A 13,027-nucleotide genomic window follows, 5' to 3' on the forward strand; every position below is an offset into this window, starting at 1 on the left:
GCCTCAGTCGGCGCGGGCCGCCTGCTGGTGTCGTGGCCGGGCGAACGACACGGCCGCGACCAGCCCGACCACCAGGACCACCGCGGGCAGCAGCATCGCCTCGGACATGGCCTTGCTGAACGGCTCCATCACCTGCGCGGGCAGGCCGTTGCCGCCCCCCTCGCCCGGGGTGAAGGCCAGCCCGTTGGCGGCCAGCCGGGCGTCGATGAGCACGGCGATCGCGGCCGAGCCGAGGACGGCGCCCACCTGGCGGGTGGCGTTGTAGACGCCCGCCCCCGCCCCCGCCTGCTGGAGGGGGAGGTTGCGGGTCGCGGTGGCGCTGTTGGGCGCCCAGATGAACGCGTTGCCGATGCCGAGCAGTGTCATCGGGAGCAGCAGCTGCCAGGTGGCCGAGTCGGGGGTCATCGCGACGGCGAGCCACCCGAAGCTGACGATGGTGGCCACGAAGCCGAACCCGGTCAGCAGCCGGGGGTGGACCCGGTCGGTCAGCTGCCCGACGCCGCGAGCCAGGAGGATCGTCATCACCGCCATCGGCACCAGGAGCAGGGCGCTGCGCGTGGGTGAGAGCCCGCGGACGAGCTGGGCGTAGAGCATGAACGGGAACGCGAAGGCGGTGATCGCGAAGCCCATCACCGAGATGGCGACGTTGGCGAGGGAGAAGTTGCGGTCGCGGAAGAGGCTCAGCGGGACCAGGGGCTCGCGGGTGTTGCGCGCCTGCCAGAGCAGGAAGATCGCCAGCACCACGACCCCCGCCCCGATGACCTCGGGCACGGTGATGACACCGGTGATCGTGGACCAGTCGTACTGGTGGCCCTCCTGGATGCCGAAGACCAGCAGGAACATGCCGACCCCGCTCAGGGCGACACCGAGCCAGTCGAAGCGGTGGGGATGGGTGGGCAGCTGCGGCACCAGCCGCCACGCCAGCGCGAAGGCCACCAGCCCGACCGGCACGTTGATGAAGAAGATCCACTCCCAGCCGAGGGCGTCGACCAGCAGGCCACCGAGGATCGGGCCGACCAGCGTGGCGACACCCGCGGTCGCTCCCCACAGCGCCATCGCCTGACCGCGGCGCGCCGCCGGGAAGATCCGGGTGATGATCGCCATCGTCTGCGGGGTCATCATCGAGGCGCCGAGGCCCTGGAAGACGCGCGCGACGATCAGCGCCTCGACGGTGCCGGTGAGCCCACACCACAGGCTCGCGAGCGTGAACACCGTGAGGCCGGTGAGGTAGAGCCGCTTGGGGCCGAAGCGGTCGCCGAGGCGGCCGGTGATGAGCACCGGGACGGCGTAGGCCAGGAGGTAGGCGCTGGTCACCCAGACCACGGAGTTCACATCGGCACGGAGGTCCTCGATGATCGCGGGGGTCGCGACGGTGACGATGGTGGAGTCGACCAGGATCATGAAGAAGCCGAGGCAGAGGGCGAAGAGCGCCGGCCACGGGCGGTCGTGCTGCGGCTCCTCGGGGAGGGGCGAGATGGCGGCTGAGGCGGCAGGCGGGGAGCTCTGGGTCACGTGGAGAGTCAACACCTGACCGCCGACACGTCTTCCCGACCTGGCAGGCTGATCCCATGGATCATGTCGACCTGATGGCCGGTCCCCCGCCCACCCTGCTGCCCGCGGACCCCGCGGCCGCCGAGCTCGCGGGCGGGGACGCCCCCGTGGCCGTCGTACGCCGGCACCCGGCGTCGCCCGCCGCCTGGGCCGCGCTGGCCGAGTCGGCCCGCGACGGCGGGGCCGACGACGTGACCGTCTATGCCTACGCCCGGGTGGGCTACCACCGCTCCCTCGACCTGCTGCGCCGCAACGGCTGGAAGGGCCACGGACCGGTCCCGTGGGAGCACGAGCCCAACCGCGGCTTCCTGCGCTGCCTCGGCCTGCTGGCCCTGTCGGCACGGGCGATCGGCGAGGCCGACGAGTGGGAGCGCTGCTCCTCCTTCCTCCGCGACTCCAGCCCCGCCGCCGCCGACGCCCTGCTGGCCTGACCACTGCCGCGGCGCCTCCGCGCCGCCTCTGGTTGCGGTGGTTTCCCATCTGGTGCGCCGTTGTGGTGGGTGAGTGCCTCGTCGAGCGCCCACTAACCCACCACAACGGCGCGGGAGATGGGACAAACGCGGCCACCCGCCGACCCGGAGCGGCATCGGGACGGTCAGGCGGCGCGCGAGCGGCGGTGCTCGACGGCGAAGCGCACGAGCTCGTCGGGGAGTCTGGTTCCGTAGCGCTCGCGCGTCAGTGCCTCCTCCCGCCGCAGCCGGGCCTTCGCCTCGCGTCGGCCGGAGAAGAGATCCCGCCACGTCACATGGGAGATCCCCAGGCCCAGCTGGCCGACGTCGGTGTCGCGCTGACGGTCGAGGAACGCCACCTGCGCAGGATCGACGATCGCGAAGCCTCCGTCATCGACGCTCCGGAACTTCGCCGCTCCATCGAACTCGACGAGGTGGCGCCCCACCCGGAGATCGCACCACCGCACGCCACCCGCGACCGGGACCGGGAACTGGGTGACCAACGGCCCCCACCCGAGCTCGGCCAGCAGGGCCCGGGTGAGGGACTCCCCGACCGACTCCGCACCAGGGTCCGCGAACGCCAGCGCGGCCCGGCTGGTCTTGACGTACGGCCAGCTCGTCATCCGCGCCAGCTCGAGCTCGAACTCGCGCATCGTGGCCCCGCGCGCGAGCACATGGTCCATCGCGACGACGCCCGCAGAGAACCCGTGCTCGCGAGCAAGGTCGAGGGCCGTCCGCGCCCGACCGGTCACCGGCACGTCCTGCACGCGCAGGATGCGTGCGGGCCGCTCGCGGCCGAGATGGTGCTTGACTCCGTGTTGGGTGCGCGAGCCTCCGACCCCCGTCCGGGTCACATGACTCAGCCCGGCGTGCAGGTCCAGCAGCGGGATCTCCAGAGCCCTGGCCGCGGAGTCGTGGCTGAGCGCATGGGGAAGAGCCATCGTCAGGTGCGCGGCGAGGTCACCCCACCAGCGCCACTGCGGCACGGACGCGCCCTCGGCTCGAGCGGACAGGACGTAGACGCCACGCCGGACCGACCGCCAGTCCGGCGTCCGGCTGCCGAGCCGGGCGCGGATCTCCGCCTCGGAGTAGCCGGCAGCGAGGGCCTGGGTGCGCGTGAACAGGCCGTCATGTGCCTCGGCGAGGTGAGCCAGGGCGGGGCGCAGCGCTGCACGATCCATGGCCCGATGGTGCCCCTCGCGGAGGCGGCGTACACCCTGGGCGCGGCACCCTGTGGACAAGGGCGATCGGGCTGGGGCCGCCGGTGAGGTCTGGCCCAGCCCCCGCGCCGTTGTGGGGCCTTAGTGCGCCCTCGAGGACGCACTAACCCCCAACAACGGCGCACCAGATGGGAAAGACCGCAACCCCAGCGGGCCCGGAGCGGGGCGTGCGTGAGGCGGAGGAAGCGTCAGGCGCCGAGCGTGTGCCCGGTGGAGCTGAGGTTCTCGCAGGCCTCCACGACGCGGGCGGCCATGCCCTCCTCGGCGGCCTTGCCCCACGAGCGCGGGTCGTAGGTCTTCTTGTCGCCGACCTCGCCGTCGATCTTGAGGACACCGTCGTAGTGGCGGTACATGTGGTCGGCGACGGGCCGGGTGAAGGCGTACTGCGTGTCGGTGTCGACGTTCATCTTGACCACGCCATAGCTGACGGCCGCCGCGATCTCCTCGGGCAGCGAGCCGGACCCGCCGTGGAAGACCAGGTCGAACGGCTTGGAACCGGCCGGCAGGCCGAGCTTCTCGACGACGGCCTCCTGGGCGTGCTGCAGGATCTCGGGGCGGAGCTTGACGTGGCCGGGCTTGTAGGCGCCGTGCACGTTGCCGAAGGTCAGCGCGGTCATGTAGCGACCGTTCTCACCGACGCCGAGCGCCTCGACGGTGGCCAGCGCGTCCTCGGGCGTGGTGTAGAGCTTCTCGTTGATCTCGCCGACGATGCCGTCCTCCTCGCCACCCACGACGCCGACCTCGATCTCGAGGATGATCTTGGCCGCGGCCGCCTTGGCCAGCAGCTCCTGGGCGATCTCGAGGTTCTCGGCGAGCGGTACGGCGGAGCCGTCCCACATGTGCGACTGGAACAGCGGGGCCTCGCCACGGGCGACCCGCTCGGCGGAGATGTCGAGCAGCGGCCGCACGAAGCCGTCGAGCTTGCCCTTGGGGCAGTGGTCGGTGTGCAGCGCGACGTTGACCGGGTAGGCCTTGGCGACCTCGGCGGCGTAGGCCGCGAAGGCGACCGAGCCGGTCACCATGTTCTTGACGGACGGACCGGAGAAGTACTCCGCGCCGCCGGTGGAGACCTGGATGATGCCGTCGGAACCGGCGTCAGCGAAGCCCTTGAGGGCAGCGTTGAGCGTCTGCGACGACGACACGTTGATGGCCGGGAACGCGAAGCCGCGCTCCTTGGCGGTGTCGAGCATCTGGGCGTAGACCTCGGGGGTGGCGATGGGCATATCCGTGCAGCTCCTCGGACGACGGGCACCGGTCCTTCGGGTTCTCCGACCGGCTCGATTTCCACCCTAGTGGCTAGGCCCGGGTCACCCGACGGCCGGTGACAACCCGTGGACGGCCGGATCCCACGCCCGGCCCGTAAGACGGCACCCGAGCACCCGCGAAGCGGTCCGATCGACGTGGTCTGCGTGTTACGGTCCTCGCGCCTCGGGGCCGACCGGCGGCTCTGACCGACTCCATCGGGGGACCGTTCTCGTGCTGCGCCGCCTGCTGACCATCGCCGCCCTGGCGGCCGCCCTGGCCGCGCCGCTCCCGGCCGACGCCGGCACGCTCGACCCGCACTACCACGAGCCCGCCGTGGGCGAGTGCCGGAACCTCACCTCCGACCAGCTGGGCAAGCAGTCGGACACCACGGCACCCATCGACTGCGGCAGTCGGCACACGACGAAGATCGTGGCCGTGCCGCAGATCCCGGACGGCGAGACCTGGGCGACCATGAAGGCGAACAACTGGGCCAAGCTCGGCAAGCTCTACGAGACGCAGTGCCGTCCGGCATGGGAGACGCTGTTGGGCGTCAACGACCGCGCTCAGGCGATGACCGCCTACGGCCTCGCGTGGTTCATGCCCACGGTCGCCGAGCGCAACGCCGGTGCACGCTGGTTCCGATGCGACGTCTACGTCCCGGCGGGCTCGTCGGCACTGACCCCGCTGAAGTACGACGCCGCACCGCTGGTCCCGGACCCGCTCACCAACTTCGTCCGCAAGTGCATGAAGGGCAAGGACTTCGCCTACACCAGCTGCAACGCGAGGCACGCATGGAGGGCGAAGGGCTCCTTCAACCTGCGCAAGCAGAAGACGTACCCGACCGACAAGCAGATCCGCCGCCAGGCCCTGGCCAAGTGCCCCGCCCTGGTCACCACTGGCACGTTCGCGTGGGCGCCGCCCACCAAGAGCCGCTGGAAGTACGGCTACCGAGCCATGGCGTGCTTCAACAAGACCAAGCACTGACGCCGGCGGCGGGACCTCAGCCCCGCCAGGCGGCCTCGTCGCCGAGGTCGGCGTACTCCCGGACCCAGGCGTGCATGGCGATCGCCGCGGCCGCCGAGGCGTTGATCGACCGCGTGGAGCCGAACTGCGCGATCGAGAAGGTGCCGTCGCAGACGCGGCGCGCCTCCTCGGACAGCCCAGGCCCCTCCTGACCGAACAGGAAGCACACCCGGCGCGGCATCGCCATCGTCTCGAGGTGCTCCGAGCCGGGCAGGTTGTCGATGCCGAGCAGGCGGACCGGCCCACCGGGGTGCTCGTGGAGGTACGCCGCCAGGTCGGCGGCCGTCTCGTGGTGGCGCAGGTGCTGATAGCGGTCGGTCACCATCGCGCCGCGCCGGTTCCAGCGCCGGTTGCCGACGATGTGCACCTCCGCGGCGAGGAAGGCGTTGGCGGAGCGGACGATGGTGCCGATGTTGAAGTCGTGCTGCCAGTTCTCGATCGCGACGTGGAAGTCGTGACGACGGGTGTCGAGGTCGGCGACGATCGCCTCCAGCCGCCAGTAGCGGTAGCGGTCCACGACGTTGCGACGGTCGCCGTGCGCGAGGAGCTCGGCGTCGTACTCCGGCCCGGTGGGCCACTCCCCCGGCCACGGTCCGACGCCGACCTCGGCCGGCCCGTGCGGCATCGGGTCGTACGGCGCCCGCTCGTCGTCGGGGCCCGGGTGGGGGCCGGCGTCGTGGCCGGGCCCGGTGCCGGTCGGGGTGGCGGGCATGGGGGAAGGGTAGGCGAACTCTCAGGCGCGCCCCGTTAGGGTTTCCGCCGTGACCCTGCTGCCGGCCGCCGCCCTCGACGCCGCCCTCTCACCGCTGCTGTTCGGCATCAGCTGGATGGACCCCGAGTGGCTGTTGGCGCGGTTCGGCACCGAGCTGTTCTGGATCAGCCTGATCATCGTCTTCATCGAGTGCGGCCTGCTCTTCCCCTTCCTCCCCGGCGACACCCTGCTGTTCTCGCTCGGCATCTTCATCGCCGCCGGCACTCTCGACCTGATCCCCGGGAGCACGCATCTCGAGCTCGCTGCGGCGGTGGTCGCGCTGCTCGTCGCGGCGTTCCTGGGCAACGTGTCCGGCTATGAGATCGGCCGGCTGATCGGGCCACGGCTGCACGATCACGACGGCCGGATCATCAAGCAGAAGCACGTCCGGCAGACCGACGACTTCTTCACCCGGCACGGCGGGCGGGCCCTGGTGCTCGGTCGCTTCGTGCCGTTCGTGCGGACCTACGTCACGGTGGTCGCCGGGGTGACCGAGATGCCGCGCCAGCGGTTCTGGTACTGGAGCCTGGTCGGCGCCGCGCTGTGGGTGCTCTCGATCACGCTGCTGGGCTACTTCCTCGGCAACATCGCGTTCCTGCGCGACAACATCGACGCGATCGCCATCGTGATCGTGGCGTTCTCGCTGCTCCCGGTGATGTTCGAGTGGTGGCGGCACCGGCGCAAGGCGACCGCCTGACGGTCAGCCGCGGACGGCGTCGAGCTGGGCCTTGGTGAGCACGGGCCGGACCTCGAGGCCGACGTCGGCGAGCGGGTTCTGGCCAGCTGGCGACCGGTCGATCGCGCACACCACGACCTCGACCACGGCCCCGGCGTCGCGCAGCGCCCGGGTGGCGTCGCGGACCGCGCCGCCGGTGGTGATGACGTCCTCCACCAGCGTCACCCGGCGACCCGCGACGTCGCTGCCCTCGGCCAGCTTGCAGGTGCCGTAGTCCTTGGCCTTCTTGCGGACGAACAGCGCCGGCAGTCCGGTGCGCGCCGACAGCATCGTCGCGATCGGCACCCCGCCGAGCTCCAGCCCGCCGAGCAGCTCGGTCCCTTCCGGCACCAGCTGCTCCATCTGGGCGACCACCCGGGCCAGCAACGCCGGCTCGGCCTCGAAGAGGTACTTGTCGAAGTACTCCGTCGCCAGCTGGCCGGAGCGCAGGGTGAACTCCCCGGTCAGCCGGCAGGTGCTGTCGATGTCGCGGGCGAGCTCGGGATCGGGGGCGGCGTCGGTCATGGGCGGCACCCTATCGACGGCCGGTCGCCCCGCGACATGCGGGAGATGGTCGGCCGACATGCGGGAAATGGCTGCGCGACGTGCGGGGAATGGTGCCGCCACATGCGGGGGATGGTGGGCCGAGGGACGCTCCCGCGTGTGGGTCTGCCGTCTCGCGCATCTCGCGCGACCATTTCGCGCATCTCGCGCGACCATTCCCGGCATCTCGCGCGACCATTTCGCGCATCTCGCGGTCAGCGGGGCTGGGTGTCGACGAGATGGCCGAAGGCGACGAGTCGGTTGTCGGTGTGGAACAGCTCGGAGCAGGTGGTCAGGGTGAGCAGCCGCCGGCCGGCGTCGGCGGGTGGCTCGACGCCACCGTCGGGGTTGACCGGCTGGTCGTCGAGGACCCAGGTGGCGGTGAACGGCACCTCGAGGTCGTCGCCTCCGGTGTCGAGCACGTAGGTGTACGTCGCCTCGGCGGTGTCCACGATCACCTCGTCACCGGGCTGCAGCTCGGGCATCCGGCGCAGCGGCTCTCCGTGGGTGACCCGGTGGCCGGCGAGAGCGAAGTTGCCGCGCGCGCCCGGCGCCGCGGAGCCGTCGTACTCCCCGAAGCCGGAGGCGAGCGCCTCGTCGCTCGTGCCCTGCAGCAGCGGCACCTGGTAGTCCTTGCCGAAGCGCGGGATGCGCACCACCGCGCTGGCGGTGCCGCCGTCGACCTCGACGAAGGTCCGACCCTGCTCCCAGGCGATGTCGAGGTCCTCGACGGCGGCGGCCTGCTTGCGGTGCGAGACCCAGTTGGTGCCGTACATCTCCCAGCCGACCCACCCGAGCAGCCCCACCCCGCCGAGCACCAGCAGGACGCCCGCGACCGTCACCGCGCGCTGCGCCGGGCTGCGGCGGCGCGGCGGCTGGGCGGGAGGCGCCTCGGGCGCCTCCTCCTGCTGCGTGGGCATGGTGGTGCTTCCTCCCGTTACGGTGGGCCGCATGCGAGCCGACAGACTCCGCGGCATCCCGCCCACGATCTTCGCAGAGATGTCCGCGCTCGCCGTCCGAACCGGCGCGATCAACCTCGGGCAGGGCTCCCCCGACTCCGACGGCCCGGCCTCGATGGTGGCTCGGGCGGTCAAGGCGCTGGAGAGCGGCGTCAACCAGTACCCGCCCGGCATCGGCATCCCCGAACTGCGGCAGGCGATCGCCGGCCACCAGCGGCGCCACTACGGCCTCGAGCTCGACCCCGACTCGCAGGTCGTGGTCACCACGGGCTGCACCGAGGCGATCGCCGGCGCGATCCTCGGCCTGGTCGACCCGGGCGACGAGGTGGTGGTGCTGGAGCCCTACTACGACTCCTATGTCGCGATGCTGCAGATGGCCGGTGCCGTACGACGACCGGTCACCCTGCGCGCCCCGGACTTCCGGCTGCCCCTCGACGAGCTGCGCGCGGCGATCACGCCACGCACCCGGTTCCTGCTGGTCAACACCCCGCACAACCCGACCGGCGCGGTGCTCGACGACGAGGAGCTGGGCGCGTTGGCCGAGCTCGCGCTCGAGCACGACCTGATCGCGATCACCGACGAGGTCTACGAGCACCTCACCTTCGACGGCGTCCGGCACCGGCCGCTGGCGACGCTCCCGGGGATGTTCGATCGGACGCTGACCCTGTCGAGCGTCGGTAAGTCCTACTCCATGACCGGGTGGAAGGTGGGCTGGGGCACCGGGCCCGCGGAGCTCGTCGCCGACCTGCTGGCGGCCAAGCAGTGGCTCAGCTTCACCTCGGGCGCACCGCTGCAGCCGGCGGTGGCCTTCGGCCTCGACCAGGAACCGGACTGGCCGGCGGCGCTCGCGGCCGACCTGCAGCGCCGTCGCGACCTGCTGCTCGACGGCCTCGCCGCGGCCGGGCTCCCGGGGCACCGGAGCGAGGGCAGCTATTTCACGATCAGCGACGTCTCCCACCTCGGCTGGCCCGACTCCGTCGCCTTCTGCCGGGCGCTGCCCGAGCGCGCCGGGGTCGTCGCGATCCCCATCCAGCCGTTCTACGACGACCCCGACGCCGGCCGGCACCTGGTCCGCTGGACGTTCTGCAAGGACGAGCCGGTGCTCGTCGACGCCGTACGCCGGCTGGCGGAGGCCGACCTGCGGGCGTGAGGGGTTGGCGCTTCATCATGTGAAGCAGGTGAGCTGACACTTCTCCTGGTGAACTCACCGTGAGAAGTGAGGTTTCACCTGCTTCACATGATGAACCTCCACCCGCCCTACCCCGAGAACCAGTCCCTGGCGGGGTGCACCCAGAGCATCGCGATCGCGACGGCGACCATGGCGGTGAGGAACGGGTCGGTGACCAGGCCGGCCACCACGAGGGGGACGGCCAGCACGGTGAGCGCGATCCGCGCGGTGCGATCGCGGCGCAGCAGCTGGTAGCCCAGGATCGCGGTCGCCGTGGCGCAGCCACCGAGCACCATCGCCGCCGCGTGCATCGCCGCGCGCACCGACTCCAGCCCGATGCCCGAGTCGCTGAACGGTGGGTCCGCCAGCACCTGCTCGATGCTCGCGCGGGTCTCCAGGCTGCGCAGGTGGGCGATGGTCTCGAAGGCACCGATCACCAGCAGCCCCGACCCGAGCACGATGAACCAGGCCGCGGCCGTCACCTGTCGGGGTCGCGTCGCGGCACCACCCCCGGCCGCTCCGCCGGACCCACCTCCGGGCGCATCCATGGGCCCCATGCAACCACGCGGCCCCACACGGCGACCTGCCGTGCGGGGCTCGCGTGACGCCTCAGCCCTGCGGCGTCAGGGTCAGTCCGGCGTCGCCGACGTCGACCGACACCGTGCCGCCGTCGCCCACCTCGCCGCTGATCAGCAGCTTGGCCATCGGGTCGCCGATGGCGGTCTGGATCAGCCGCCGCAGCGGGCGGGCGCCGTACGCCGGGTCGAAGCCCTGCTCGGCCAGCCAGGCGCGCGCCGCCTCGGACACCGCGATGGTGATCCGGCGGGCCGCCAGCCGGTGCTCGAGCAGCGCCAGCTGCAGGTCGACGATCTGCGCGAGCTCGTCCTTGCTGAGCGCGTCGAACATCACGACCTCGTCGAGCCGGTTGAGGAACTCCGGCTTGAACGCCTGGCGCACCACACCCATCACCGCGTCGCGCTTGGCCTCGGTGTCGAGCGTCGGGTCGACCAGGAACATGGACCCCAGGTTGCTGGTCAGGATCAGCAGCGTGTTGCGGAAGTCGACGGTGCGGCCCTGGCCGTCGGTGAGCCGGCCGTCGTCGAGCACCTGCAGCAGGATGTCGAAGACCTCCGGGTGGGCCTTCTCGACCTCGTCGAGCAGCACCACGGAGTAGGGCCGGCGGCGCACCGACTCGGTCAGCTGGCCGCCCTCCTCGTAGCCGACGTAGCCAGGGGGCGCGCCCACCAGCCGCGCGACGGCGTGCTTCTCGGAGTACTCGCTCATGTCGATCCGCACGATCGCTCGCTCGTCGTCGAAGAGGAAGTCGGCGAGCGCCTTGGCCAGCTCGGTCTTGCCGGTGCCGGTCGGGCCGAGGAACAGGAACGAGCCGGTGGGCCGGTTCGGGTCGGAGATCCCCGCCCGCGATCGGCGTACGGCGTCGCTCACGGCGTTGACCGCCGAGCGCTGGCCGATCAGCCGCTCGCCGATGACCTCCTCCATGTGCAGCAGCTTGGCGGTCTCGCCCTCCAGAAGCCGGCCGGTCGGGATGCCGGTCCAGGCCTCGACGACCTCGGCGACCTGCTCGGCACCGACCTCCTCGCCGACCAGCGGCTCGGTCTCGGTGCGCTCGGCGGCGACCGCGGCCTCGATCTTCTTCTCCAGCTCCGGGATCGAGCCGTAGAGGATCTTGCTCGCGGCCTCGAGGTTGCCCTCGCGCTCGTAGCGATCGGCCTCGACGCGGAGCTGGTCGAGCGCGCGCCGCAGCTCGCCCTCGCCCTCGAGGGTGGCCTTCTCCTGCTCCCACCGCGTCTCCAGGCCGCGCAGCTCCTCCTCGCGGTCGGCCAGGTCGGCGCGCAGCTTGTCGAGCCGGTCGACCGACCCGGCGTCGGTCTCCTTCGCCAGCGCGAACTCCTCCATCTTCAGCCGCTCCACCGAGCGCCGCAGCTGGTCGATCTCCTCGGGCGAGGACTCGATCTCCATCCGCAGCCGCGAGGCGGCCTCGTCGATCAGGTCGATCGCCTTGTCGGGCAGCTGGCGGCCGGTGATGTAGCGGTCGGACAGCGTGGCCGCGGCCACCAGCGCGCCGTCGGTGATCCGCACGCCGTGGTGGGCTTCGTACTTCTGCTGGATGCCGCGCAGGATCTGGATGGTGTCCTCGACCGACGGCTCGCCGACGAAGATCTGCTGGAAGCGCCGCTCCAGGGCAGGGTCCTTCTCGATCCGCTCGCGGTACTCGTCAAGCGTCGTGGCGCCGATCATGTGCAGCTCGCCCCGGGCCAGCATCGGCTTGAGCATGTTGCCGGCGTCCATCGACGAGTCGCCGCCGGCCCCCGCGCCGACCACCGTGTGCAGCTCGTCGATGAAGGTGATCACCTGGCCGCCGGCGTCCTTGATCTCCTCGAGGACGGCCTTCAGCCGCTCCTCGAACTCCCCGCGGTACTTCGCCCCCGCGACCATCGCGGCCAGGTCGAGCGAGAGCACCCGCCGGCCTTTGAGCGAGTCGGGCACGTCGCCGGCGACCACGCGCTGGGCCAGCCCCTCGACGACGGCGGTCTTGCCGACCCCCGGCTCGCCGATCAGCACCGGGTTGTTCTTGGTACGCCGGCTCAGCACCTGCACGACCCGGCGGATCTCGGCGTCCCGACCGATGACCGGGTCGAGCTTGCCCTCCTCCGCGGCCTGGGTCAGGTCGACGGAGTACTTCTCCAGCGCCTCGTAGGTCGACTCGGCCTCGGGGCTGGTCACCCGGCGGTTGCCGCGGACCGCGGTCAGCCCCTCGCGGAGGCCGTCGGCGCTCAGCCCGGCGTCGGTGAGGACCTTCTGCGCGGAGGACTCGACGGTGGCCGTCGCGATCAGCAGGTGCTCGGTGGCGACGTAGTCGTCCTTCATCGAGGAGGCCAGGTCGAGCGCCGCGGCCAGCACCCGGGTCAGCGCGGCCGACGCCCCGGGCTGCTGCACGGTGCTGCCACTGGCCTGCGGCAGCGCGTCGCGCACGCTCACGGCCTGAGCGGTCAGCGCACGGGTGTCGACACCCGCCTTGGCCACCAGGGTGCGGGCGGTGCCCTCCTCCTGCTGGAGCAGTGCGACGAGCAGGTGGATCGGCTCGGTCGCGGTGTTGCCGGCGGTGGTCGCCGACACCTGCGCGGCCTCGATCACCTCACGGCTGCGCGTGGTGAACTTCTCGGCTCCGAACTGGCTCAACGTCGTCCTCTCTCACCTGCTGTCCGCCGACGGCCGTCGACGGACACGGACTCCTCGGCCCGCTCTCCATTCAACACCGCCAAAGTTGAGTCTGTTCCACTCAACTTCGACGGTGTGGCACGGATCTCATCCCTCCCCGGACGGGGCTTGCGCAGCGCCGGCCGATGGCGAACGCTGGAGGTCGACCGCCACCATCTCCGGC

Annotated in this window: 12 protein-coding genes; 4 read left to right on the plus strand and 8 right to left on the minus strand. The window is 71.6% G+C overall.

Translation table 11 applies throughout. From position 1 onward, the window contains the following. Positions 1-3: 3 nt before the first annotated feature. A complete protein-coding gene (locus tag R2740_RS14895) occupies positions 4-1,401 on the minus strand; it encodes a DHA2 family efflux MFS transporter permease subunit (RefSeq protein ID WP_371303542.1) in 1,398 nt (465 codons plus the stop codon). 167 nt (positions 1,402-1,568) lie between these two features. Between R2740_RS14895 and R2740_RS14900 the strand changes: the two genes are divergently transcribed. Beyond that, the gene (locus R2740_RS14900; RefSeq protein ID WP_371303475.1) at positions 1,569-1,982 is read left to right on the plus strand and encodes a DUF3151 domain-containing protein; all 414 of its coding nucleotides are present in this window, start codon (positions 1,569-1,571) and stop codon (positions 1,980-1,982) included. 164 nt (positions 1,983-2,146) lie between these two features. Here the strand turns inward: R2740_RS14900 and R2740_RS14905 are convergent, their stop codons facing one another. Further along, a complete protein-coding gene (locus R2740_RS14905; protein WP_371303476.1) occupies positions 2,147-3,181 on the minus strand; it encodes a hypothetical protein in 1,035 nt (344 codons plus the stop codon). Between the two features lie 227 nt (positions 3,182-3,408). After that, entirely contained in the window at positions 3,409-4,443 is a 1,035-nt protein-coding gene (gene fbaA, locus R2740_RS14910; protein ID WP_371303477.1) for a class II fructose-bisphosphate aldolase, read from the minus strand. 253 nt (positions 4,444-4,696) lie between these two features. On the opposite strand from fbaA, the gene R2740_RS14915 reads away from it, so the two are divergent. Beyond that, positions 4,697-5,449: a septum formation family protein gene (locus tag R2740_RS14915; protein WP_371303478.1), complete on the plus strand. Its 753-nt coding sequence runs from the start codon at positions 4,697-4,699 to the stop codon at positions 5,447-5,449. A 16-nt stretch (positions 5,450-5,465) separates the two neighbouring features. Here the strand turns inward: R2740_RS14915 and R2740_RS14920 are convergent, their stop codons facing one another. Further along, positions 5,466-6,113 (minus strand): TrmH family RNA methyltransferase, encoded by a 648-nt coding sequence (locus R2740_RS14920; RefSeq protein WP_371303543.1) that lies wholly within the window; start codon positions 6,111-6,113, stop codon positions 5,466-5,468. A 136-nt stretch (positions 6,114-6,249) separates the two neighbouring features. Between R2740_RS14920 and R2740_RS14925 the strand changes: the two genes are divergently transcribed. Then, the gene (locus tag R2740_RS14925) at positions 6,250-6,936 is read left to right on the plus strand and encodes a DedA family protein (RefSeq protein ID WP_371303479.1); all 687 of its coding nucleotides are present in this window, start codon (positions 6,250-6,252) and stop codon (positions 6,934-6,936) included. A 3-nt stretch (positions 6,937-6,939) separates the two neighbouring features. Here R2740_RS14925 and pyrE read toward each other — a convergent pair whose 3' ends face one another. Together pyrE and R2740_RS14935 are read right to left on the minus strand one after the other, a co-directional pair. Further along, positions 6,940-7,479: an orotate phosphoribosyltransferase gene (pyrE, locus tag R2740_RS14930; protein WP_371303480.1), complete on the minus strand. Its 540-nt coding sequence runs from the start codon at positions 7,477-7,479 to the stop codon at positions 6,940-6,942. A 233-nt stretch (positions 7,480-7,712) separates the two neighbouring features. Beyond that, entirely contained in the window at positions 7,713-8,417 is a 705-nt protein-coding gene (locus R2740_RS14935) for a class E sortase (protein ID WP_371303481.1), read from the minus strand. Positions 8,418-8,448: 31 nt separating this feature from the next. Here R2740_RS14935 and R2740_RS14940 point away from each other — a divergent pair, with 31 nt between their 5' ends. Beyond that, positions 8,449-9,606 carry a pyridoxal phosphate-dependent aminotransferase gene (locus R2740_RS14940; protein WP_371303482.1) on the plus strand — a complete coding sequence of 386 codons (1,158 nt, stop codon included), beginning with the start codon at positions 8,449-8,451 and terminating at the stop codon, positions 9,604-9,606. A 107-nt stretch (positions 9,607-9,713) separates the two neighbouring features. Here R2740_RS14940 and R2740_RS14945 read toward each other — a convergent pair whose 3' ends face one another. Next, positions 9,714-10,172, minus strand: a complete 459-nt coding sequence (locus R2740_RS14945) for a hypothetical protein (protein ID WP_371303483.1) — start codon at positions 10,170-10,172, stop codon at positions 9,714-9,716. Positions 10,173-10,233: 61 nt separating this feature from the next. Further along, on the minus strand, positions 10,234-12,825 hold the full coding sequence (gene clpB / locus R2740_RS14950; RefSeq protein ID WP_371303484.1) for an ATP-dependent chaperone ClpB: 2,592 nt from the start codon (positions 12,823-12,825) through the stop codon (positions 10,234-10,236). Positions 12,826-13,027: the final 202 nt, after the last annotated feature.

The organism is Nocardioides sp. (genome assembly GCF_041393715.1).
Classification (GTDB): Bacteria; Actinomycetota; Actinomycetes; order Propionibacteriales; family Nocardioidaceae; genus Nocardioides.